Raw genomic sequence first — 21961 nt, 5'->3', positions numbered from 1 at the left:
GCGGGGTAGAGCAGCCCGGTAGCTCGTCAGGCTCATAACCTGAAGGCCGCAGGTTCAAATCCTGCCCCCGCAACCAAATTTTACTAATAAATCAGCACGTTACGCCTCGCAACAAGGCGGGGCTTTTTGCCGTCCACCGACGACTCAACACCAACTCAACAAAAACGGGCTGCATGGGGAAACGGCGGCGAGACCGCGTCGCTGCAGGCGATTGACCCGGCTGACGGTAGGCGCATACTGGACAGATACCGACAAGCCGGGGTCCACCAGATGATCGAAGAAGAACCGAACATAGTCACGTCGGGCAAAAGCCAGCGTGTCATCATCGACGGCCATCCTTTCTCCATCGAAATCTACCGTGCTGAAACGGATCAGAACTGGATGCTTGAGGTCGTCGACCAGGATGGCACCAGCCACGTTTGGGACGATCAGTTCGCCTCCGACAAGGAGGCAAGAAACGCCGCTATCCAGGCAATCGAGGAAGAAGGCGCCGTCGCCTTCATGCGCGGTGATAATGTCATCCGGTTTCGGGGACGATGACGAGCGGCGCTGACACCGCCTGTCGACGTACGAACGGCCCGGAGCTGCCGTTCGACTTCATTGCAACGAAGGTCCACTTGGAGCCCAAAGCAGACGCCTAGATTGGTGTGATGCTGCAGCACAGCCCGCCGGTTGACACAAACAAAATCAGTCTAGCAAAACTATACAAACATGATAGTATAGTTAAGTGTTAGCCAAGGTGCATTGAAAATGACTGTATCCCCCCGCAACCGTTGGGCGGTTCTGGTGACTGTGGCGGCTGGTCTGCTGCTGATCACGCTGGACAACTCCATCCTCTATACCGCCCTGCCGACCCTGACCCGGGAACTGGGCGCGAGCCAGACCCAGGGTCTGTGGATCATCAACGCCTATCCTCTTGTCATGGCGGGGTTGCTTCTTGGGGCGGGCACGCTCGGTGACCGCGTCGGGCATCGTCTAATGTTTCTGATCGGGCTGGTCCTGTTCGGCATCGCCTCGCTGGTCGCGGCATTCGCGCCAACGGCCAATGTCCTCATCGCGGCCCGGGCCTTCCTTGCGGTCGGTGCCGCCGCAATGATGCCCGCCACGCTTGCCCTACTGCGGGTCAGCTTCACCGATGAGAAAGAGCGCAATTTCGCCATCGCGATCTGGGGCTCGATCTCGGTGATCGGCGTCGCACTCGGGCCAATCATCTCGGGCTTCCTGCTGTCCCATTTCTGGTGGGGATCGGTGTTCCTGGTGAACGTGCCGGTGGTGGCCCTCGCGTTCATCTCGACGCTGATTGTGGCACCGAGGGTTGCTCCCGACAGGTCGCGGCACTGGGATTTCGTCTCATCCGTGCTGGCGTTGGTTTCCCTAGCGGCGCTGGTGATCGCCATCAAGGAAACCGCTCATGCCGGGCAATCCTGGGCAGTCCCCGCCGCCGCAGCAGCCATCGGCCTGATCGCAACGCTCCTGTTCACGCGTCGGCAATCCCGGCTGGCGGACCCGCTCCTGAACTTTGCCTTGTTTCGCAACCCGGCCTTCCTTGCGGGCACTCTGGCTGCGGCCTTTGCCATGTTCGCCTTCGCCGGGCTGCAACTGGCAACCACGCAGCGCTTCCAGCTGGTCGCCGGCTTCACGCCCATGCAGGCGGGCATCCTTGTTTCGTTGGCAGCCATCGGGTCGCTGCCGACCGCAATGCTTGGTGGTGCCTTCCTGCACCGGATCGGGCTGCGCATCCTAATCGCGGGCGGGCTGGCGGTAGCGACGGTCGGTGTCCTGATCGCAACCTTGGGGATCAGCCACGGCATCGGTTGGCTGATCGCCGGATCGGTGCTTGCGGGTGCTGGGGTCGGGGCGGCCATGTCGGTGGCCTCCACTGCCATCGTCGGCAATGCGCCGGTGAAAAACGCCGGGATGGCAGCCTCGGTCGAGGAGGTTTCCTTTGAGTTCGGCAGTCTGATTGCCGTTGCCCTTTTGGGCAGCCTGATGGCGGCGGTCTATTCTCTGGGCGTTGTTTTGCCTGGGGGCATCGCTGCGGCGGCGCGCGACAGCCTGCCCAATGCTTTGTCGATTGCCGATGAGATGGGCGCCGATGGCATTGCGCTAAAACAGGCCGCGTCAACGGCGTTTGACCGCGCTTTCCTGATGGTGATGTATGTCGTCGCGGGTGTCATTGCGCTTGGTGCGCTGTTCACCGGCGTATTACTGCGGTCCTATGGACCGGGTTCGCAGTCTTCGCACTATCCGCATTGAGGAGATCACGATGAGAGAGAGCAACCGTGACAAGATCCTCGATGGGGTGGTGCGGCTGATCGAGCGGGATGGGGTCACAGCGGTCACCTTCGACGCTGTGGCTGCAGAAACCGGCATAACCCGGGGAGGGATCATCTATCACTTCTCCTCCCGTGATGAGCTAATCCTAGCCACGCACCAGCACCTTGCCCGGCAATGGGAGGCGCAACTGCTCAGTCTTACACCGGACCCGGACCTGCCCGCCGACCGCTACAAAGCCTATGTGCAAAGCTGCAGCCGGGATGCCACCCGGGCCGAGCTGCTGATGATGCTGGAAAGCGCCGGGGATGAACGGTTGGCTCAGGTGTGGTCAGAAGTGATGGATCATTGGGCACCACCGGCTCCGCAGGTGGATGATCCTGTGGGCCGAGCAAACTTCTTGGCGCGGATTGCAGCTGACGGGCTTTGGGCTCACCGGGCCATGGGCGGACGACCGCTGTCGCCGGAGGTCAAGGCGATGGTGACCGACTCGCTGCTGAGAATGATGGAATAGTGGTCGACGCCAACGCGACCGTCCGCTTTGTCCGCATTGCTGACCTCCATCCTTTGCGCAGCGACCGTCCGCTCTCCGCCCCTTTATGACGTTCGGCGGTAGGATGACCTGCGGTATGTCTGGCACTGTCCAGGGGGCCCAACTGTGCCTGTTTTGATGCGCGACAGAGGTGGTCTGCTCATGCGACCATGCCCGCGCAGCGAATCCCTGCCGCTTTTTGAAACCGTGAAGCCGTGAACCGGGCCGGGCATGATGCTGTGGTCGAGGTGTTTGGCGCTTCCCGCAGGGCTGTGCCCGGCCCGGCTATCACCTGCAGGCCCGTGCCTGATCACGCAGTACGGCGTAATCGCTCATCATTCGTACCAGCACCGCACTTTCCGGCAGGGCCTCGACTTCGGCCGCGGCGCGGGTCTGCTCGGCGGTGCTGTATTCCACCACGGGCGGGCAGGGGGCGTTGTCAGAACTTTCCGTCGCGCAGCCGCTCAGCGAGAGCATCGCGATCATGAGGGCGGCGGCTGGCGGCATCGAGCATCCTTTGACGCGCATCATTGGTCCTTTCCAGATTTTCGAGGCGTTCGTTGGCGCGCCCGGCCTTCTCGCCGCTGCGCCGCGCGCCGAGGATGAACAGGATGGCGGCGGCGGCGATGGCCAGCCAGGACTTGAAGCGGGCCAGCATCACGAGGCCCGCCTGATCAGCCGGAACAGCACCCAGGCCCCGGCCATGACGATCAGCGCTGCCAGCGCGAAGGAGACCGGCCCGTCGCCCTGCAGCGTCCCGGTCAGCCCGGCCAGCGCGCCGCCCGCCGCTGTCAGCACTTCCGGCGTGACCAGCTTTTCGACCAGGGGCGGGACTGCGGCCTCGACCGTGCGCGACGAGACAAAACTGCCCTTCGACCACAGGCCGATCTCGGCCGCGCGGCGGTTGACCAGCCCGGTCATCTTCTTGCCGTCATTATAGACCCATCGCGCAAGCTGATCGGGCACGGCATCATGATCGCCGGCATTCAGCTTTCTGAGCAGGGTGGAACCAGCGAACTGCCCCTCGCCGATGTTGAAGACGAAGCTGGTCAGCGCCGCCCTTTGCCCATCGGTGAGCGGCACCTTGACCAGCCGGCGCAGGATATCCTCGGCCTCGCCCAGATCGTGCTCCAGCGCGGCCTCGGCCTGTGCCTCGGTGATCTTCAGGCCCTTGTGGACTGTCATGAAGCGGTCCGAGGTGTGCCCGTAACCGATGCTCCAGGGGGTGCCGTCCTTGCTGCCGGGATCGGGATAGGCCTCCAGCCGCAGGCCCTCCCAGCGCTTGACGTGCTCGATGGTTTCTTTCGCCACAGACATGGTTCTCTCCATAAAAAATACCCCGCGCGCTGGCGGGGTGGGTGGATGGTCGGGTTGGGCGTCGGTCAGTCGCGGGCGGGACCGCTGCGTTCCAGCAGGCGTTTGATGTCGGCGCGCATCTCGCGCAGCATCTCGTTCTGTTCCTTGCGGGTTTCCGAGATCGCCTGGCGGTCGGCGTCGAGCTGCTTTTCCAGCCTTGAGATCTCGCGCAGGGCGGTTTTGGAGGCACCTTCAAGACGGACCAGCCAGACGCCCAGCCCGGTTGCCGCCATGATCGCGCCCCACCATTCGCGGATGCTGTCCATGAGGTTCTCTCCCATGGGTTCAGTCCGGCGCGGCGCAGGTCAGGTAATGGATGGCAATGCGCACCGCGCCGCCGGCAAAGCTGCCGCCATTGGCGGTGAGGCGCACGGGCGTGTCGGCATAGAACGCCGTCGGGCCGATGACGCCGATATTGCTGCTGCCCACGGCCACGCCGAGCGAACCGCCGAACTTCGAGGGTTCGCCCGCGATGCCGCAGTCGAAGGAACTGGCCCCCAGCACTGCGGTCACGGTCCGCACGGATACGCCCAGCACGATGGCGCGGTTGGGGATATTGATGGTGCTGGCGACCGAGGCACCCGAAAGCCCGGTGATGGTTTCTTCCAGCACGGCCATGCCGGTGGTCGCACCATTCGCCTCCCGCGCCACGGCGACCGAGGCGGCTTGGGCGATGAAGCCCATGGCATCCACCACCGGGATCCACGCCGATCCGGTCCAGACGATGGCCTGCGCCTCGTCCTCGATCCAGGCCATCCAGCCTGCGCTCGGCAGGATCCGCATCCACGCGCCGTCGATCCAGTAGGCGATGCTGCCCGCCCAGCCTGCCCACGCACCTGTTGCGCCGCTGGCGGGAATGTAGCGGTCGCCTTCGGCCGGGCTGGCTGGCGGGTCCGTCAGGTCACGGTCGAGGATCGCCAGCTGGACGATGCCGTCGAGCTGGCGCAGGGCCTCGTTCATGGTGACGTGCTTTTGCGCCTGCGCGGCCATGATGAAAGGCAGCGCCAAATGCGCTGTTGTGTCAGACATTGCGGTCTCCTGCTTTAGAACCAGAGTGTGGTGATAGGGGTGGCGCCCGCCCCATAGGCCTGCCCGATCTGGGCAATGCGGATGGTGAGCGATGCGCCGGGGCCGAGCGGTGCGCCCCAATCGGCGCTCTGCTGGGCGGCAGTGTAGACGGTGCGTGCTGTCGCAGCGGTCAAGGATCTCTTTATGGTTGCCCCGTCGAGGATCTCGACCCGCCAGTACTCGCTTGCCTCCGACATGGGGATCTCGGCCGCGTTCCAACTGTCGGCGGCGAGCGAACGGTCACGCCTCACCCAGCTTATGGTCAGATCGCCGGTGCTGCGCGCCCGCCGCCACGGCTGCGCGACATGCACGGGTGAGAACGGGCGCAGGCCCATCCCGAGCGGGGTGAAGGTCGCGGCCAGATAGCTGTCGTCGCTGACCGGCCGCGAGGATGGCCCGACGCGCCAGTTCCACGGCATGCCCAGATCGGCCTGGCTCACCGGCAGCGGGGCCAGCGCTGCATCCAGCACCACCACCCGCGCCCCTGCCGGCACCATGGCTGCCATGTCGGCATCCGTGCCGCGTTGACCACGCAGCAGGCGCGAGAGCCGATATCGGCCGGGGGCGATCAGTTCGGCGGTGCCGAATTGCAGGATCTCCCAGCCGCCGCCTGGCTGCGCGACGGCGAGCGCGTTCTCGCCAGCGAACAGGCGCAGGTCGGTGATGCTCTCGAGGGTGCCTGACAGCAGGTCGAGATAGACCGAGTTGCCGTAGTCGAAGCGAGAGGTCGGGCCGGAATGGAGGTCGGCCACAAGTTCGCCCATGCGCGCCCGGGTTCTGAATGTGGTCAGCAGTTCGAAGCCGGAAGCCTCGGGGCTGCGGAACACCGCTATCCGGCCCGGCCAGGGGCGGGCATGGGCGGCGATCAGCGGGTGGTGTGGCGCGAGATCCTCGCGCAGTTGCGGCAGGTTCAGAAGTTCGACCAGCGGCGCACCGAACACGACCGGCCGGGCAAGCGCAGCCGGGCGAGGGCTTCCGGGCGGAAGATCATAGGCATCCCGGTCCTGGCGGATGGTCTCGATGCTGCGGGCCTCGGCATCGGAAACCGTGAGGATGCGCATCTCGGCCAGCCGCCCGTCGTGACCCAGCGCGATGACATCGCCGGGATCCAGCGCCAGCATCGAGGGCGGCAGGCTGAAGGCTCCGGTCTCGCGGCCGATCCATGCCTCCATCAGCGCCCGGCGGCAGCGCCGGTCGGCTTCCTCGGGCGGCACCGCCATCGGAAAGCTGTCCGAGGATACCCTGCTGGCGCTCACGGCAATGCGGCGGGACTCGACGGTGATGCCGTCATAATCCTCGTCCGCGCGCGCCACCTGCCATTTCAGGGCCTGCGGCAGTTCAGTCTCCTGGCCCCGGGTCAGTTCCATGACGTCGCCCGCGCCCGAGGATACCATGTCGGCCGGTGCGATGGTCGCCACCGGGGCGCTGCCGCGCATCACGAACCTGATCCGCCCCTCGCTCTCGACGGCATCGAAGCCGAAATGCCGCGCCAGCATGGTGATCGAGGTCCGCGGCGATTCCAGGGCCGAGATCACATAGCCGTCCGCCGCGCCGGTGAGGCCCGAGACATCGATCCACGCCGAGGGCATGCCGGCGCGCAGGCAGAGATCACGCACCAGCGCCGCCAGCGACACCGCGCCCAGCCGCCCGGTCAGCCAGTGGCCCAGCCGCCAGTTGTCGCCATCCGCCCATATGTCCCCGAGTTGCGGGAAGAACGGATAAGGCCGGGCATCCCAGGTCCATGCCGCGCATTCCGCCACCTCGACCATGCGGCCGGCATATCCGGTCGAGACCGGGTTGTTTGCGGCGTCACCCCAGAACAGGTAGGTCGCTTCCAGATAGGCTCGCTGGACGGCATCGTCGCGCCAGCCGCGTGAGAACCAGGGCACGAAGGATTCCGAGGATTTCGGGTCATGAAACACGTTCGGCTGGTTGGGGCCGCGATCGACGGCCGGGCAACCGAGTTCGGTAAACCGGATCGGCTTCGACTGCGGCAGCCATGCGGTCGGGGACGCTGCGGGGATCCCGCCCGGGCGGTTGCGATGCGGGTTTGACCACCAGCCGCGGATGTCCTTGTAGCGGAAGATCCACGGCTCGGGCACCACCGCGGGCAAGGTCGCGAAACTCGGGACTGCGCCCGACCATATGCTGAGATTGCTGACCAGCGTTCCCGGCCAGGGGAGTGCTGTCGTGACGGTGCTGGACCCCGACACCGGGCCGTTGGCAAGGCCATATCCCCCGCCGTTGTTGGCGGCCCATGTGCCGGATACGGACCTGCCGAAGCTTGCCGTGGCAGCGACATTCCCGTCGACTGCAAAGCCGATCTCGCCGCTTGCCATGTCGAACCATGCGACCAGATCGGCGGTCCTGCCAGCGAGCGAGGCGGCAGGGGTCGAGGCCGTCCTGGTCTGTCCGATGGCCGAGAAAATCTCGTGCAGGATCAGCTGACCGCCAGCCAGGCCGAAGAACATGCCGCTGCTCAGGTTGCCGATCTCGAAAACAATGCCGTCCGCGATCAGGGTTGGGAACTGAACCCGGCAGGATAGGGTGATGCTGGCACTCCGATATGGCACCGTGGTGGTGAAACTGGCGCCGGGACTTTGGCTGATGCCGGGTGCTGGAACAGGCATCGCGGTGATGACCTTGCCGCCGGCGCCCGGTGTGATGCTGTCCTCGATTGGCGTGCGGTTCTGCGCGATCCGGTCGCCCTCGCTGGCATAGTACCAGTCGAAGCCCTCGCCGCCGGCAATGTTCGATTGCAGATAGGCGCGGTCGTAGATCGACGGCCATGCCAGCGCATCGAGATGCTCCCAGCCATCGCGCCAGTCGGAAAGCGGCATGTAATTGTCGATACCGATGAAATCGACATTGTCATCCGCCCAGAGCGGGTCGAGGTGGAAGAACACGTCGCCCGAGCCGTCCTGCGGATGATGGCCGAAATATTCCGACCAGTCGGCGGCGTAGCTGATCTTCACGCCGGGGCCGAGGATCGAGCGGACGGCAGCGGCCAGAGATTGCAACGCGGCAACCGCCGGATAGGTCGATGCCCCGGATCTGATCGAGGTCAGCCCGCGCATCTCGGATCCGATCAGGAAGGCATCAACCCCGCCCGCCGCCGCGCAGAGGTGGGCGTAATGCAGGATCATGCGCCGGAAGCCCCAATCCGTGCCGCCGGTCCAGGTGATGGTTTCCCCGCTGACGGTGAAGTCCGAGGGCTGGGCGTTGCCGAAGAAACCCGAGACCTGTGCGGCGGCGAGCGCGGTCTTATCCACGCTCCCGGTGAAGCCGGCGGCGGGCGCGCAGGTGATCCGCCCGCGCCATGGCAGCACCGGCTGGCCGATGCTCGCGGCGTTGTCGCTGTAGGGATCGGGCAGCAGGTTGCCGGCCGGAATATCCATCATCAGGAACGGATAGAAGGTCACTTTCAGCCCGCGCGCCCTCATCTCGCGGATGGCCTGCAGCACCGAGAAATCCGTTGGCGTGCCACCATAGATCGGCCGCCGCTGATCGTCCTGACTGACCACCAGCGCATCGCCGCGGCTCACGCCGTTGACGCTCCAGGCAGGCGTGGTGTTCTTCTGCGCCATTTCGACCTTCGGGCGGATCGTGCAGCTTCCGGCGCGCAGATCGTCGCCGAACCAGGACACCACCAGCGAGGCGCTTTCGACCTTTGGCACCATGGCTTCCAGCCGGTCCAGCGAAACCACCATGTCGGCGGTTCCGGCCATGGCGTTGACATTCTCGGCCGCGCTGTCGCCGTCCCCGGCCTTGCGCACGATCTGGGTTGCGTAGGACCATTCTCCCGACGCCGGGATAACGGTGACCGCGGGCACCAGCCCCTCGGCGGTGTCGGCATCGTCCAGAGGCCGGAACACCTCGAAGGACAGTTGCGGCAGGCGGTTGCCGAAGCGCGCCAGCGGCAGTTCCTCGAACACCACATAGGCGGTGCCGCGATAGGCAGGCGTGTTCCCCACCCCCATCTTCGCCGCGATGAAGGGGTCGGGGGCCTGTGCCTCGCTGCCCGGATACCAGCGCCACGTCGCCTCACTGAGGTCCACGATCTCGCCATCAGCCCAGATGCGGCCAATGCCGGTGATCTTGCCTTCACAGAGCGCGACCGCGAAACTGGCATAGTAGAGGTACTCGGTCGTGGTGACCTTCTGCCCGCCGCCTTTGCCGCCCCCCTGGCGGTGAACATTGGTTTCCTCGCGGAAATCCGTGGCCCAGATGATATTGCCACCGATCCGCATGCGCCCGTAGAGGCGCGGGATCACAACGCCCTCGGTGGCGGAAGTCACCCGCAGGCTGTCCATGCGCTGGCCCTCGATGCGCTGGCCGGGCAACAGCGACGAGACGATCCAGCTGTCGACCATCGAGCCGATGCCGGAGCCAATCATGCCGCCGATGGCAGCGCCGGAGAGGCCGAGGATCGTGCCACCAAGGCCGCCGCCGATGGCGGTGCCGACGGCGCCGAGAACAATTGTCGCCACAGGTCAGGTCTTCTTCTTGCGCTGGCCGGGAGCCTGGCGCGGGAACAGGAAGGCGAAGGCAATGCGCCGCCGCCATGCGATGGTGAGTGGTTCTTCGATCACCCCGAGCCGCTCATAGGAATGGACGAATGTGCCCTCGCCGGTCAGGATCCCGACATGCTTGACGATGGCGCCCGCGCGCATGCGGAACAGCACCACCGCGCCCGGCCCGGCCTCGGCCGGGTCGATGCGGATCATCATCCGGCCGGCATTCTCGGCCAGCACCTCGCGCGTGCCGATCTCGCCCCAGTCGCGGCTGTAGGGCGGCACCGGCAGCGTCTCGCTTCCGACCACTTCGCGCCAGATGCCGCGCGCCAGCCCGAGGCAGTCGCAGCCGACGCCCTTGACGCTGGCCTGATCGTGATAGGGCGTGCCGAGCCAGCCGCGCGCGGCGGCGATCACGGATCGGGGATCGGCGGGCCGGGCATCAGATGCTGCATGCGGTGCAACAACTGCCGCGCCGCTCACAGCACCGCCCCCTCGTGCCCGCCATCCGCCGTGGCGTAGCGGACAACCGCGTCCTGACCGGGGATATGCGGGAAGCCGCGGAAGTTGGCGATGTTGCTGAACTTGGCCGCGCAGGTCGCGCTGCGCTTGTCGCAGCCGGCGCGGATGGTGAACGCATTGCCGCCCGCGACCGCGCGCACAGGCGCTTCCAGCAGCGTTATGGTGACAACGCCGGAGGCGATCTCGTGCAGCATCACCTCGGCCAGCCGACCGCTGTTCGGGCCGCTCGTCCATTCCAGATGGCCGAAGCTGAACCAGCCGCTGGCGAAGCCGCCGAGGCCGGAGGCGGTGAAGGCGCGGTCGCGGATCGGATCGACCACCGCGCCGGTGCCGCGATAAGCGGCGGTGGCAATGTTCACCCCGCAGCGGCTGTCGCCCAGTGCCGCATCGCAGGTGCCCTGATAGACCCGGCCGACCGTCTGACCCAGCACATGCGCCATGCTGCGCACCTCGGCGACGAAGGACATGCGCCCGCGCCGCAACTCGCCGATGGCGCCGCGCCGGATCAGCACCCGCTGGCCGAGGGCGTTCCAGTTCACCCGCCAGACCTCGACCAGTGCGTTGTCCCAGCGCCCGTCCAGAATATCGGTCTCGGTGATCCGGCCCGAGGTCAGCGCTCCCTGCGCATCCTGGGAATCCACCGACAGATCCGAACCGGACCGGATCTCGGATGCCGAAAGCCCGCTTTCCGGCTCATAGTCTGTACCGCCGAAGGCGAGAGGCCGGTCATGATCGGTAAAACCGAAGCTCTGGCCATCGGCGCGGGTGATCTTCCAGCACCAGGCCAGCGTGGTGGTGCCATCGTCCAGATGCGCCTGCAGGGCAGGAGGGAGCGATTTCATCGGCGGATTTCCACGAGCGGGATTGAGGTGATCGAGCCGAGCCGCTCTATATCGAGGGTGACGTCGAGCGTGTCGCTGTCGAAGCGGACGGGCACGTCGAATTCGAACCCCGCGCGGACGGTGACGCCAGCGGCGGGTGCGGTTCCGAATGTAACGACACCGGTCGTCGTATCGACCGACCAGCCGGAAAGCTGCTCGACGCCGCCCAGCGCCAGCCTGACGCTGCCTGCGACCGGCCTGGTGATCGAGCGGGTCCAGGACTGCGCCCCGGAGGCATACCGCTTCACAAGCTGGAACGCGGTTGCGGTTCCGTTGCCGGTCCCGAGCAACTGGTCCTGGTGCGTCACCACCGCCGATGGCTTGCAGGATTTATGATCGCCCCAATCCTTGAAGCGGAAGCCGTGCAGACGCCCGTTGCGGGCCTCGAAGAATTGCACCACGGCGTCGAGATCGTCGGCGCGGCGGATGCCATAGGAGACGTCATAGCGGCGGCGCGAGTTGGCCCAGCTGGCGTTGCGTTCCTCGTCGCCGGAGGCCAGTTCCACGATCTGCGTGCGCCGTTCCGGGCCGCCGCGCGCGCCGCGGCTGATATTGTCCGGGAACCGGACATCGTGAAAAGTCATTACACCCCTCTCCTTCCCATGGCGACGGCCCGCGCGATATCTGCCGAAATCTGTGCTCGCGACTGCCGGAAGCTCTCGGCATCGCGGGCGTTGATGTTGATGGTGACGCCGCCCCCGTAACCCGCCGCTTCGCGGCGCGAGAGCACCCGCTCGCCCTTCTGCAGGATCGCCGGCACCTCGTCCGAGCGCAGCCCGGCCCAGCCGCCGGAATGCATCCGGGGCGCATTGGCGAAGGCCATGGCCGAGACCATGCGGGACGGCGCTGCACCGCCGACCATGCCGCCGGCATGGAGGATCGGCACATTCAGCCCCGGCATGAAGCCCGACAGAATCCCGGCCAGCGGCCCGAGCAGGAACCGGCGCGCGCCCAGCTTCGCCAAGTCGGCCAGCATCGAGGTCACGAGGTCGTGGAAGTTCAGCTTGCCGGTCTTCACGAACTCGCCGACCGCATTCTCGGCGCTCTGGAACGCTCCGACCAGCGCGTTGCCGATATCACCGCTGATGTCGCGGGCCTTCTGGGCATAGTCGGAGAGCGGGGCGATAACCGCATCCCAGCCCTGTTTCGCCTGTTCCGCGCCGTTTGTAGTGTCTTCGCCGGCTTTCTTGCCAGCCGCACCGGCCCGGCCCGCAGCGCCACCGGCGCGATCCATGGCACCGGCAACCCGCTCGGCCGCGCCAGCGGCATCGTCCAGCGCGTTCGCGCCATCCTCGCCTGAGGCGGTGACGGCATCCTTCAGCGCCTGCCAGCTTTCCAGCGGCGCGACCGCAGCCGCGCCCAGCGCCTGCGCGACATCAAGATGGGCGGAGGCAGCCGCGGTCGCCTGATCGGCAAGATCGCCGAACAGGTCCGGTGTCTCGATGTAGCTCCGGTCCCATGCCGTGCTGAACGCCTCGGCGGCGGCGGAACCCGCCTCGGATGCCGATCCCTCGAACGGATTGTCGATGCGGCCGATGCTGAACGGGTCCAGAAGGCCGATCTGCGCCCCGCCTTCGCCGACAGCCCATTCCGGCAGCATGGCGAGGGCGGCGTTGATGCCGGAGATGAAACTGTTGATCCGGGTGACGACGCCGTTCAGCATCGCCTCGACCCCGGCGATCAACCCGTTCGCCGCCTTGAACGCCAGATCGCCAATGGCATCCGGCAGCAATGCCCAGATCGCCTTGATCGCCTCAAACCCGCCGTGCCAGACCGCAACATATCGGTCCACGGCGGTGACGCCCCCGGTCACGATCAGGTCGAGCACCGTGAACACATAGGCGCGATAGCCATCCCAGGCCGCATTGAGCAGCGCGAACGATGCCTGGAAGGCCAGGACGATGCGCTGGCCGACCTCCTTTGCGACATCGCCTAGCAGCTTGAACGCCGTGCCGATGCCGCCGACTGATTTGACCAGCGAGGAAAACTGGTAGATCAGCTCGCCCGCCGCGACGATCAGCGCGCCGATGCCGGTGCGGATCAGCGCCCCCCGCAGCACGGTCAGCGCCGTGGACAGCGAGAAGGTCGCGACACGGGCGGCGACAAAAGCCGCCACCCAGCGCCCGGCCATGAAGCCGGCGAAGGCAATCGCGAGCGAGGCGAGGCGTTCGATATTGTCCGCGACAAGGATCAGCACAGAGGCGACGGTGGAGGAGGCACCCAGAAGCTGATCCCAGCTGCCAACCAGTTGCAGCGCCGCATTGCCGATCAGCGTGAACGCGTCGCCGATGGTGGCCGGCATGGAGTCCGCTTCCTCGCGCAGCAGCTCCAGATTGCCGACCAGCGCGGTGCGGATCACCTCGCCGGTGATCGCGCCCTGCGTTCCCATCACTCGCAGGCCGGAAACCGTGGTGCCAAGTTCCGCCGCCAGCAGTTCGGCCACCCGGCCGCCGGTCTGAATCACGGTATTGAGGTTGTCGCCCGACAGGCTGCCCAGCGCCATCGCCTTCGAGAGCGCGTTCTGGACCGAGGCCGCGCGCTCGGCCTTTGCGCCCGAGACCACCATGGCGTTGTTCAGCGCCTCGGTGAAATCGAGGCTCTCGGCGGTGGAAAGTCCGAGTTCGCGCAGGGCGGTGGCGTTCGAGAGCCAGCTTTCGGTCGTCTGCTCGATTCCCGAATAGGTGCGCCGCGCCATCTGCGCGAGCCGGTCCATGACGGCGGCGCCCTTCTCCTGCGACCCGGTCGCCAGATCGACCCGCGAGCGCAGATCGGTCCAGGTATCGGCATATTGCGCGACCTGGCGGATGCTGAGCGCGCCAGCCGCGATACCGGCGAGGCGGCGCAACATGACGCCGGCCGTGTCCACCTCCTTCGACAGCTTCTGGAAGCTGGCGGCGCCAGCATTGCCGACGCCCTCCAGTTCCGCCCGGACCTGCCGGCCGTTCTCGGCCACCAGCCGGACGGATACTTTTTTCTCAGCCATCCTGGCGGCCTTCCTCGATCTTCTGGTTGGTCTTGCGGATCATTTCCGCCTCGATCACCGGCAGCAGTTCCACGACCGCCAGCGGTGCAATGCCAAGGGCGCGGCCCATTTCCAGCGCCGTGCCCATGTCCCAGCCCAGCACCGCGCCGGGGATCGCCCGGACCTGCCCGCTCAGCCTCCCGGCCAGATCCCAGACCTGCCAGCCCTCTTGCGTTTCGGGACTGTTCAGCCGGGCAGGGCAGTCGGGGCAGTGTCCGGGGCAGGCTGCGCAATATCGCTCGCCCCCGCCGAAATGCCATTCGGCGAGGGCGCGGAGCCGTTTTTTTCCGCATCCAGCACCAGATAGGGGCCCAGAACCTTTTCCTGGAATGCCTCGAACACCGGCCAGATGTTCAAGAGCGCGTCGATGCCTTCGGGCGTCACCGGAAGGTCGATGCCCTCGGCATCGCCGACGCCCGACCATTCGGTAATCACCATTCTGGCGACGGCCTGCGCCATGGCCACGGCCAGCACTTCCTTCGGCGCACCCGCGTCGAGGGTATCGAGGGAGACATCGGAGCGCGCGGCGGCCATGATGGATGTGGTGATCGGGGCGACCCGGATCATCAGGCCGGGCAGGAGGTCGATCCAGCGCGGCTCGGTGGTAAGGTTCAGACGGATCATGGTTCAATATTCCTCGGTGTTGTTGACAAGGGTGATGGTTGCCATGCGCGCCGGGCTGGACCCGCGCGCCGCCTGCCAGTCGAAGCTGGCCTGAATGCCCTGCGGCCCGCTGATCTCGATGCGGGGGCGGGGTAGATAGACGGCATGGGCGGTGACGGTCAGGCTTTCGCCACTGGTCAGGGTGTATGCGAACTCCAGTTCGCACGGCCCGCCGGCGATGGCCTGGTTCATCAGCACCATATCGGCAAAGCGCAGCTCGATCTGGCCGTTCAGCGCGGCGATGGAGGGATCCGCGCCGTCGATCATGCCGTCGCTGCGGATGGTCTCGATCCGGTCGAGGTTGTTGGCATAGGTGATCTGGGCCGAGATCACGTTGCCCAGCGCCGCGCCGTTCCTCGTGACCTGTCCGTTGAAGTGCCCGAAGCGCAGCAGGTCGAGATCGGTGGGCGTGCCGGCCTGCGAGGTGCTGGCCACGGTCTCGCCCTGTGCCACAAGCTGGGCGCTGGCGGTCAGCAGCCCCGAACGCTGCATGGTCCAGCTGAGCTGATTGACCATGACGCCGGAATACATGGCAAAGCGCGGCACCTCCGGCATGCCGGTCTCGATCGCCATCGACGGCAGGGTCCAGTTGCCTGAGCGGAACTCATGCGTATAGGGTCCCGGCGCGGTTCCGGTCGTGACCGGCGCCCCGAACGCGGCCTTCAGCCAGAAGCCGAAACCCTCGGCATCGATGGGGATGGTCAGATCGCCATCCGCGGTGATCGCATCCTTGACCGGGGCCAGCGGGTCCCGGCCATATCCCAGCAGCTCCGAGCCGAGCAGCGGCTGTTCGGCGCTCAGCGTCGAGGATGCGAAGGGCAGGCGGGTGAAGCCGCTGACGGGGGCGGTGCCATAAACAGTCTCGAACGCAGCCGCGAGTTGCGACCGCGCACCTTGGGCGCGTGCCATGGAAGGTTCCTTTCTATGGAAGCGATCCCGTGCCGGGACCGGGTCAGTGCAATGGCGGCTTGACCAGCGCGGCCAGCCTGGTGAGGCCCTTGGCGGTCACCCGCACCTGCTCGGTGACCTTTTCCGAACCATCGGCGCGCAAGACAGTGGTGATCCTGTGCTCGAGCAGGCTGGTCGCGGTCTTGCTGTGGTAGCCGAGAAAGCTCGCGCCGCCGGGGCGTTTGTAGATCCAGCCATTTTCCTGCAGCCAGAGAAACAGGTCTTTCGGGCGCATCTGCAAAAGCTTGGCGGCGTTGGTGATGCAGAATGACCCATCCGCCTGCGCGATCCGGTCCAGCTTCTCCTGTGCGGGCAGCAGCGCCTGCACTTTCTCTTGCAGGGCCACATGCTGTTCGCTGTAGCTGAGTAGCAGCGCCCGCAGCTGCGCCGGGTCGTTGAGGTCGGTGGCCGGGGCGCGGGCCACTTGCTCTTCCAGTTCCTGCCAGCGGTCGACCAGCCTTGCGGTGAACTCGGGCGAGAGCTGCGCCACGACAATGATGCTGTCGCGTTTCTCGAGCCGATAGACGGAAGTCGTGCGCAGACGGCCCAATGCATCCATATCCTGTTCATCCCCCATTGGGGGTTGGACGATGACACCGCGTGCGGCCAGCCGCTCGATGGATTGCTTTACCTTGTCATGGCGGCTTTCGAGAAGCTCGGCGATTTCGCGCGAAGACATGGTGAGCGGGCTGGCTTCCTGCGGGCCGGCTGGCAGATGCGAGATCATGGTGCTCATTTCTTTCTCCTGATATTCGATGCGGACCGGGGATTCGGGCCTGAATCAGACAGGCACATCCGCCCGACCGGCGGCGCGGCGCAGACCGGCGCGGCAAGGCCGGATTCCGCGCCGGTCCGGCCTTGTTCGCATCTCAACCCAGCGGATCGTTGCTGGTGTAATGCAGGGTCAGGATCAGCACCGCCGCCCTGATGGTCGGGGCACCCTCGACCGCCAGATCGGCAGGTTCGGGCGCGTCGGTCTCGATCCAGTCGCAAAGCCCGCCCAGCGTCCGGTCGGCGGCGATCACTTGCCCGATCCCCTCAGCCAGCGTGTCGAAGGCCAGTTCCAGGCCGGAGGATCCGCGCACGAAGACCTCGACCTCGGCGCGGTGCTGCCAGTGATAGCGCAGCGGCGACAGCGTGACTTCGGCCTCGCCCGGCGTTCCGTCGCGCAGGATCAGCAGCCCGGCGGCGGGGATGCGCTCGGGCAGGACCTCATTGCGCAGGACGATGGTGCCGCCGCCGATGCCCTGCAGGAGGGTGAACAGGGACGATAGAACCTGTTCGCGCCTGGTGGTCATGTGCGTTCCCAGCGAGAGACGATTGCGCCCGGCAGGGATGCCAGAGCGGCATTGGCCGGCTTCTCAAGATCCAGCCGCTTCTTCAGCCTGACCTGCGGCACCAGCAGAAAGATCGGCACCGAGGCGAGGCCGCGCCCGGTTCTGGACCGGGACACGGCCGCCCGACCGTGCTTGGTCAGCCGCGCCTCGGCGACCAGCAGGCTGGGGCCGGTTCGGCGATAGACGAAGATCAGCCGCAGCCCGGTGCGCGCCTCCCATTCGCCCGGCGTCGGGCGCTTGCCGCTGCGGCTCTTTCCGGCTGCCTCAAGCGGGATCGCCAGCCAGAACCCGCCCTTTGAGCGGATCAGCGGCCCGGTGTCATGGGCGTTCACGATCACCGGGGCGCGGGTCCAGACCATCGACGCGGCATTCATGCTGTGCCGCCCCTTGGGCCAGGTCTCCGAGCGGATGGTGCGGGCCAGCCGCTGGCCAAGGCCTGCGCTGGTGACCTGCCCCCGCCATGCGGCCTTGAGCGCGATCCCGGCATCGCGGATCCCGAAATGCACCGCCTTTTCGCCGGCCTTGACCTCATCGGCCATCAGCCTGGCGATATCCGCGATCTCGGCACGCAGCTTCATATGGGCCTCAGATCGAGGGTCACGATCAGCCGTTCCCGGTCGCGGATCGGCTCGCCCTGAACCTCGAAGGTCTCGCCGCCGATCACGATACGGTCGCCGGACTGGATTGACGGGGTTTCGGCCGCCATCACGTCGATGCGCACGGTCTCCGACCACACCCGCGCGCCACCATAGCTGGTCAACTCGTCAGAGGATTTGCGGATGGCGCGAATGGTGCTGCCGGGCCGAACCCCGCCCGGCAACCATGTCGCGTCAACCGCCATGTTCGGGTCCGCGAAGATCCGGGTCGCAGCGGTGGCAAAGGCGCTCATCAGACGGCCGCCCCGTTCAGACGGACGCGGCCGGTAGTTTCCCCAGCGCCGCCTCCGACCGCGAGCACCGCAATGCCGATCAGCGTGTTGGAGCCGACCGTGGTCGTGCAAGCCTTGGCGGTGTTGTCCCAATAGACCTTCGCGCCGACCGTCCAGGCCTGGGACGCGGTCTTCGGCAGATCATAGACGCCAGTGAGGTTGATGACGCCTTGCGCGCCATTGGCGATGGGGCCGGTGGCAACGCCGAAGATCGAGCCGATCAGAACGCCTGCGCCCGAGGCGATATCCGCCTCGGCGGTGATGGTGAGCGTGTTACCCGTTGCGATGAAGTTTTTCATGGGCTTTCTCCAGATGAGGGAAAGAAGGGAATGCGGGCCGATCACCGGTCCGCGCCGGTCAGGATCAGACCGGGGCCGGCAGCATCACGCGATGCCGGGATTCTTGTAGAGACCGCGCCAGTCGATGGCCTTGGCGCCGAAATCGTGACGGGCCTTGAACTCGATGCAATCGACCTCGAAGCCGACGCGATGCTCGGTATAGAGACCCTCCTGACCCGCCAGATAGGCGTATTCCACCGCACCGAAGGCGGGATCGGTGGCGGCGAACCACGGATCGGGACCGGCGGTATTCACCAGCCGGATTTCCTCGACCACCGAGAAGCGGTTCGAATAGGGGTTCACCTCGGCCGTGCTGCCGGGCGTGGTTGCGGCCAGTTGCTTGTGGATTTCGACCATCCGCTTTCCGGGCGGAACGATGATGTTGCGCGGCAGAACCGTGATCGCCCGGCCGTCCAGATCCTTCTGCACAGCGAAGGCGCGCAGCATCGCGGTCAGGGACTCCTCGGTGATCGCCGCCGCCGTGCCGAGGTTGCCGTGATTGGCATGAAACAGCGCGGTGCCGTCGCCCATGGCGGGGTTCGACAGCAGGATCGAATAGAGGATATCCGATTCAAGGTTCGCGGCCGAGGCACCGAAGGACTGGACGACCCGGTCGAAGGCGCGCAGGTCATCGTTGATCAGCATCTGCCGGCTGAAGCCGATAATGCGGCCATAGGTGGCGATCGCATAGCTTTCCTTGCCCTCGGTCGCGGTGCCATAGGTGAACTCGCCGCCTTCGGGCACCTTGACCAGATCGGGGGCGTTGCCGATCTGCAGGCGGTCAACGGGCCGGAAATCCCGCACCGTCACCCGCGTGGACCATGCCCCGAAGGTACGCGGGGTCGCGTCATAGGCGGCGCGCAGCGTCTGGTTGACCACGCTGCTGAGGATCGCCGGGAAGTCTCCGGTGCTGTGGTAACCCGCCGAGCGCATGCCCATGGCGAAACCTGCGATCTCCATATCGGGCATGGCGGCGGTGTTGACGCCGGCGCGCTCGACGGCATGGCGGGCCAGGTCCATCAGGCTGCGGAACGCGAATTCCCGCGATTGCGGCGATACCGCATGCAGCGATGGTGCCGCCCTGTGCATGATCGCGTCGGCAACCGCATCGCGATAGGCGGCATCGCCGGTGCCGCGGGCCTGCGCCGGGGCCAGCTCAATCGTGCGGCCCAGCGGGTTTGCCTCGCCCAGTGCGTCGAGGACCGCCTCGCGGGCGGCATCGATCGAGACGCCGCGTGCGATCAGGTCGTTGGCAAGGTCAGAGCCAAGATCGTGCCGGGCGCAGAGCGTCATGATGGTGCTGACCCGGCTGCGTTCTTCCGCGCGGATGCTTTCCGCGTCGGGCGCGGGCACGGCCGGGGCCGCTTGCGGGATGGCAGGGGTTTGCGCGGGGGCAGGGGCGTTGCGGGTTTCATCAGCACCCGCCGCAATGGTGTCTTCAGGCATGTTTCGTCCTTTCGTGGTGATCGCGCAGGGGAATTGCCGGGCGTCAGACTGCCTGGCTTCCGACCGCATGCCGGCGCCGGGATCGGCACCGATGGCGACGGCAGAGATTTCAAGCGGCTCCCAATCGACCGCGCGATAGAGGGCGCGCGGACCGCCATCGGTGCGGTCGGCCTTCGCCACCCGCTCAAAGCGATGGACCCGGTATCCGACCGAGACATTGCGGATGATCCCGGCCTTGATGTCGCGCCAGATCGGCTCGACCTCATCGCGCTCTGACAGCCGGATGCGGGCGAACCCCTGGCCGTTCTCGATGCGGATCGAGCCATTCTCGACCACGCCGAGAATGTCGGTCAGGCGCTGGGACGCATGCGAGTTCAGGAAAGGCGCGCCCGCGTTCAGACGGTCCAGCCGCATCGCGTTGGGCGACACGACCAGTTCTTCGTCGAACTCCTCGTCGCGCGCCCAGGAATAGCGCCGCACCTGCGCGCCGGTGGTCCAGAGAACCTCGAATGTGCGCGAGGCGTCATCGACAGATTGCATTGTGCCGGCCCGCCCGATCACGGGCAGGTCGAGAATTTCCTCATTCTCCATGGTGGTCTCCGTCAGTTATCGCCGCTGGGGGGCGCGGTCGGGTCGGTGGTCTGGACAAGGCCAGCCTTGCTGACCTTGCGCGGGTCGCTGTCGAAGACGAGGCCAGCGGCATCGGCCTTCCTGGCGAAATCGGCCCATTCGCTGAGGATTTCCTCAGGGTCATATCCCCGCCGCGCGATCTGTTGCGGCAGGGTCGAGAAGCCGGAGCGCACCTCCAGCAGATCGGCCTGCACGTCCTGCAGCGGATTGACACTCTCGAACTTCGGCGGCCCCCATTCCGCAAGAATCTCGACGCCATCCGGCAGCAGGCCCTGCGACTGTGCCTCCTTGATGAACCAGCGCCAGATCGGCTCGCAGAACATCGGGATCACGGTCTGCCACTGGATCTGCTCGACCATGCGGCGGAATTCGTTCAGGCCCGCACGGGTGGACGAGAAGTTGGCCTGCGACAGATCACCGGTCATCATCGCATAGGGTACCCGGAAGCCGGCGGCGATGATGTGAAGCTGGGTCCGGTGCCATTCATAGACGCCAGCCGTCGAGGCCGGTTGGTTGAACTTGATGTCCTTGCCGCCGCGGGCATAGGCGATCAGGCCCGGCTCGAACTGCTCGACCCGGTTGCCCATCCCGTCCTCGATCACCGGGGCGATGGATTGCTGATCCTCATCCGCGCCGAAAACGATGCCGACCAGACAGGCTTCGGTTTTCTTGCGCACCAGTTCCGCGGTCTGCCAGTCGTCGACATCGCGGATCGCCCGCATGGCCGGGGTGCCCCAGGGCACGCCCCGGCTCTGGACCCGCTGGCGTTCAAACAGATGCGCCACGTCCTGCGCCCTGAGGCGCACCGATTCCAGGCGGTGGTTGACAATGGGGTCGTTGTGACCGGGATGATCCGGAAACATCCAGTAGGCGACGCGCCGGCCATCCCGGTCGGTCTCGATCCCCTGGCTGATCCGGGTCCCATCGGCGCGGTTGTCAAAGCGTGCGCTGTCGAGGTGATCGGCCTCGCGCAGCTCGATGCGCAAACGCAGATCACGCGCGTGTGCGCCACGACGATAGCGGGCCACCGCGAAGACCTCGCCGCCCTCGATCATCTCGCGCACGGCGAGGCAGAGAACCCCATGGAAATCCGTGTGCCCATGATCGTCGCAACGGGCGGCCCAGCGCCGCCACAGATCGTCGACCTGTCTGTTCAGCGCCGGATCGGGGGTCGCGGCGCGGGGCCGGATGCCGGTGCCGACGATATTGTTGACCAGCACCTGCACCGCCTGCGCGGCGATGGGGTTGTTGCGCACCAGATCGCGCATGCGGTCGCGCAGCGTGGCCCCGGCCGCAGCGATTTCCGCATCCGCCGCCGTTCCACCGACTTTCCAGCCTGCCGTTCCACGCCCCCTTGAGGCGGCCTCATAGCCACGCCGCAGGTTTGAAATCGCCACCCGCGCGGCATAGCGCCGGGCGGCAGAGCGTGGCGAAACCACCGACAAGGCAGCATCCATCAGCCCCCAGCGCACGTCCGGGGTGATCTCCTTCGGTCCTGCCAT

22 protein-coding genes and 2 pseudogenes are annotated in these 21961 nt (G+C 66.3%); 3 read left to right on the top strand and 21 right to left on the bottom strand.

The annotated features are described in order from the left end of the window. Nucleotides 1–126: 126 nt before the first annotated feature. The 3 genes from FNF32_RS15200 (at nucleotide 127) to FNF32_RS15190 (ending at nucleotide 2788) form a co-directional block, all read left to right on the top strand. Nucleotides 127–540 (top strand): hypothetical protein, encoded by a 414-nt coding sequence (locus FNF32_RS15200; protein ID WP_240558610.1) that lies wholly within the window; start codon nucleotides 127–129, stop codon nucleotides 538–540. 210 nt (nucleotides 541–750) lie between these two features. Then, the gene (locus FNF32_RS15195) at nucleotides 751–2256 is read left to right on the top strand and encodes an MFS transporter (RefSeq protein WP_085376826.1); all 1506 of its coding nucleotides are present in this window, start codon (nucleotides 751–753) and stop codon (nucleotides 2254–2256) included. 10 nt (nucleotides 2257–2266) lie between these two features. Further along, a complete protein-coding gene (locus tag FNF32_RS15190; protein WP_036706857.1) occupies nucleotides 2267–2788 on the top strand; it encodes a TetR/AcrR family transcriptional regulator in 522 nt (173 codons plus the stop codon). 306 nt (nucleotides 2789–3094) lie between these two features. Here the strand turns inward: FNF32_RS15190 and FNF32_RS15780 are convergent, their stop codons facing one another. From FNF32_RS15780 to FNF32_RS15085, 21 genes and pseudogenes are all read right to left on the bottom strand, one after another. Beyond that, nucleotides 3095–3223 (bottom strand): hypothetical protein, encoded by a 129-nt coding sequence (locus FNF32_RS15780; protein WP_276207438.1) that lies wholly within the window; start codon nucleotides 3221–3223, stop codon nucleotides 3095–3097. A gap of 22 nt (nucleotides 3224–3245) precedes the next feature. Continuing rightward, entirely contained in the window at nucleotides 3246–3464 is a 219-nt protein-coding gene (locus FNF32_RS15180) for a hypothetical protein (RefSeq protein ID WP_043132454.1), read from the bottom strand. Further along, entirely contained in the window at nucleotides 3464–4123 is a 660-nt protein-coding gene (locus FNF32_RS15175; protein WP_085376825.1) for a lysozyme, read from the bottom strand. The genes FNF32_RS15180 and FNF32_RS15175 overlap by 1 nt, the downstream gene beginning before the upstream one ends. A 65-nt stretch (nucleotides 4124–4188) precedes the next feature. Beyond that, a complete protein-coding gene (locus FNF32_RS15170; RefSeq protein WP_143796730.1) occupies nucleotides 4189–4443 on the bottom strand; it encodes a hypothetical protein in 255 nt (84 codons plus the stop codon). Between the two features lie 4 nt (nucleotides 4444–4447). Continuing rightward, nucleotides 4448–5191: a DUF2793 domain-containing protein gene (locus tag FNF32_RS15165; RefSeq protein ID WP_143796729.1), complete on the bottom strand. Its 744-nt coding sequence runs from the start codon at nucleotides 5189–5191 to the stop codon at nucleotides 4448–4450. Between the two features lie 14 nt (nucleotides 5192–5205). Then, a pseudogene (locus FNF32_RS15870) lies at nucleotides 5206–7326 on the bottom strand (baseplate multidomain protein megatron); the annotation flags it as partial. Between the two features lie 573 nt (nucleotides 7327–7899). Beyond that, nucleotides 7900–9720: pseudogene (locus FNF32_RS15865) on the bottom strand (baseplate multidomain protein megatron); the annotation flags it as partial. Between the two features lie 3 nt (nucleotides 9721–9723). Then, complete coding sequence (locus FNF32_RS15150) at nucleotides 9724–10161, bottom strand: NlpC/P60 family protein (protein ID WP_246087884.1); 438 nt, start codon at nucleotides 10159–10161, stop codon at nucleotides 9724–9726. 62 nt (nucleotides 10162–10223) lie between these two features. Continuing rightward, a complete protein-coding gene (locus FNF32_RS15145; protein ID WP_143796727.1) occupies nucleotides 10224–11108 on the bottom strand; it encodes a DUF2163 domain-containing protein in 885 nt (294 codons plus the stop codon). Further along, nucleotides 11105–11731: a DUF2460 domain-containing protein gene (locus FNF32_RS15140; RefSeq protein WP_143796726.1), complete on the bottom strand. Its 627-nt coding sequence runs from the start codon at nucleotides 11729–11731 to the stop codon at nucleotides 11105–11107. The genes FNF32_RS15145 and FNF32_RS15140 overlap by 4 nt, the downstream gene beginning before the upstream one ends. Next, the gene (locus FNF32_RS15135; RefSeq protein ID WP_143796725.1) at nucleotides 11731–14130 is read right to left on the bottom strand and encodes a tape measure protein; all 2400 of its coding nucleotides are present in this window, start codon (nucleotides 14128–14130) and stop codon (nucleotides 11731–11733) included. The genes FNF32_RS15140 and FNF32_RS15135 overlap by 1 nt, the downstream gene beginning before the upstream one ends. Continuing rightward, on the bottom strand, nucleotides 14123–14272 hold the full coding sequence (locus FNF32_RS15720) for a DUF7697 family protein (RefSeq protein ID WP_240558607.1): 150 nt from the start codon (nucleotides 14270–14272) through the stop codon (nucleotides 14123–14125). Before FNF32_RS15720 ends, FNF32_RS15135 begins: the two co-directional genes overlap by 8 nt. A gap of 83 nt (nucleotides 14273–14355) precedes the next feature. Beyond that, entirely contained in the window at nucleotides 14356–14793 is a 438-nt protein-coding gene (locus tag FNF32_RS15125) for a hypothetical protein (protein ID WP_085376818.1), read from the bottom strand. A 3-nt stretch (nucleotides 14794–14796) separates the two neighbouring features. After that, the gene (locus tag FNF32_RS15120) at nucleotides 14797–15741 is read right to left on the bottom strand and encodes a phage tail tube protein (RefSeq protein WP_036707001.1); all 945 of its coding nucleotides are present in this window, start codon (nucleotides 15739–15741) and stop codon (nucleotides 14797–14799) included. A 43-nt stretch (nucleotides 15742–15784) separates the two neighbouring features. Then, the gene (locus FNF32_RS15115; protein ID WP_197055711.1) at nucleotides 15785–16516 is read right to left on the bottom strand and encodes a phage antirepressor KilAC domain-containing protein; all 732 of its coding nucleotides are present in this window, start codon (nucleotides 16514–16516) and stop codon (nucleotides 15785–15787) included. A 133-nt stretch (nucleotides 16517–16649) separates the two neighbouring features. Next, a complete protein-coding gene (locus FNF32_RS15110) occupies nucleotides 16650–17078 on the bottom strand; it encodes a hypothetical protein (RefSeq protein ID WP_036707003.1) in 429 nt (142 codons plus the stop codon). Beyond that, complete coding sequence (locus FNF32_RS15105; protein WP_085376817.1) at nucleotides 17075–17695, bottom strand: DUF6441 family protein; 621 nt, start codon at nucleotides 17693–17695, stop codon at nucleotides 17075–17077. The genes FNF32_RS15110 and FNF32_RS15105 overlap by 4 nt, the downstream gene beginning before the upstream one ends. Then, on the bottom strand, nucleotides 17692–18006 hold the full coding sequence (locus FNF32_RS15100; RefSeq protein WP_085376816.1) for a head-tail joining protein: 315 nt from the start codon (nucleotides 18004–18006) through the stop codon (nucleotides 17692–17694). The genes FNF32_RS15105 and FNF32_RS15100 overlap by 4 nt, the downstream gene beginning before the upstream one ends. Further along, a complete protein-coding gene (locus tag FNF32_RS15095; protein ID WP_036707011.1) occupies nucleotides 18006–18344 on the bottom strand; it encodes a DUF2190 family protein in 339 nt (112 codons plus the stop codon). Before FNF32_RS15095 ends, FNF32_RS15100 begins: the two co-directional genes overlap by 1 nt. Before the next feature lie 84 nt (nucleotides 18345–18428). After that, nucleotides 18429–20420 carry a prohead protease/major capsid protein fusion protein gene (locus FNF32_RS15090; RefSeq protein WP_143796724.1) on the bottom strand — a complete coding sequence of 664 codons (1992 nt, stop codon included), beginning with the start codon at nucleotides 20418–20420 and terminating at the stop codon, nucleotides 18429–18431. Nucleotides 20421–20431: 11 nt separating this feature from the next. Continuing rightward, the gene (locus tag FNF32_RS15085) at nucleotides 20432–21961 is read right to left on the bottom strand and encodes a phage portal protein (protein ID WP_085376814.1); all 1530 of its coding nucleotides are present in this window, start codon (nucleotides 21959–21961) and stop codon (nucleotides 20432–20434) included.

The sequence above is a fragment of the Paracoccus marinus genome, from assembly GCF_007018965.1.
GTDB lineage: Bacteria > Pseudomonadota > Alphaproteobacteria > Rhodobacterales > Rhodobacteraceae > Paracoccus > Paracoccus marinus.
This window is presented reverse-complemented; position numbering and strand designations above follow the sequence as displayed.

Bases quoted from the DNA above. Each gene is read 5' to 3' on its own strand.
- FNF32_RS15195 (WP_085376826.1), top strand. From the start codon at position 751: ATGACTGTATCCCCCCGCAACCGTTGGGCGGTTCTGGTGACTGTGGCG.
- FNF32_RS15190 (WP_036706857.1), top strand. From the start codon at position 2,267: ATGAGAGAGAGCAACCGTGACAAGATCCTCGATGGGGTGGTGCGGCTG.
- FNF32_RS15180 (WP_043132454.1), bottom strand. From the start codon at position 3,464: ATGCTGGCCCGCTTCAAGTCCTGGCTGGCCATCGCCGCCGCCGCCATC.
- FNF32_RS15175 (WP_085376825.1), bottom strand. From the start codon at position 4,123: ATGTCTGTGGCGAAAGAAACCATCGAGCACGTCAAGCGCTGGGAGGGC.
- FNF32_RS15170 (WP_143796730.1), bottom strand. From the start codon at position 4,443: ATGGGAGAGAACCTCATGGACAGCATCCGCGAATGGTGGGGCGCGATC.
- FNF32_RS15165 (WP_143796729.1), bottom strand. From the start codon at position 5,191: ATGTCTGACACAACAGCGCATTTGGCGCTGCCTTTCATCATGGCCGCG.
- FNF32_RS15145 (WP_143796727.1), bottom strand. From the start codon at position 11,108: ATGAAATCGCTCCCTCCTGCCCTGCAGGCGCATCTGGACGATGGCACC.
- FNF32_RS15140 (WP_143796726.1), bottom strand. From the start codon at position 11,731: ATGACTTTTCACGATGTCCGGTTCCCGGACAATATCAGCCGCGGCGCG.
- FNF32_RS15135 (WP_143796725.1), bottom strand. From the start codon at position 14,130: ATGGCTGAGAAAAAAGTATCCGTCCGGCTGGTGGCCGAGAACGGCCGG.
- FNF32_RS15125 (WP_085376818.1), bottom strand. From the start codon at position 14,793: ATGATCCGTCTGAACCTTACCACCGAGCCGCGCTGGATCGACCTCCTG.
- FNF32_RS15120 (WP_036707001.1), bottom strand. From the start codon at position 15,741: ATGGCACGCGCCCAAGGTGCGCGGTCGCAACTCGCGGCTGCGTTCGAG.
- FNF32_RS15115 (WP_197055711.1), bottom strand. From the start codon at position 16,516: ATGAGCACCATGATCTCGCATCTGCCAGCCGGCCCGCAGGAAGCCAGC.
- FNF32_RS15110 (WP_036707003.1), bottom strand. From the start codon at position 17,078: ATGACCACCAGGCGCGAACAGGTTCTATCGTCCCTGTTCACCCTCCTG.
- FNF32_RS15105 (WP_085376817.1), bottom strand. From the start codon at position 17,695: ATGAAGCTGCGTGCCGAGATCGCGGATATCGCCAGGCTGATGGCCGAT.
- FNF32_RS15100 (WP_085376816.1), bottom strand. From the start codon at position 18,006: ATGAGCGCCTTTGCCACCGCTGCGACCCGGATCTTCGCGGACCCGAAC.
- FNF32_RS15095 (WP_036707011.1), bottom strand. From the start codon at position 18,344: ATGAAAAACTTCATCGCAACGGGTAACACGCTCACCATCACCGCCGAG.
- FNF32_RS15090 (WP_143796724.1), bottom strand. From the start codon at position 20,420: ATGGAGAATGAGGAAATTCTCGACCTGCCCGTGATCGGGCGGGCCGGC.
- FNF32_RS15085 (WP_085376814.1), bottom strand. From the start codon at position 21,961: ATGGCAGGACCGAAGGAGATCACCCCGGACGTGCGCTGGGGGCTGATG.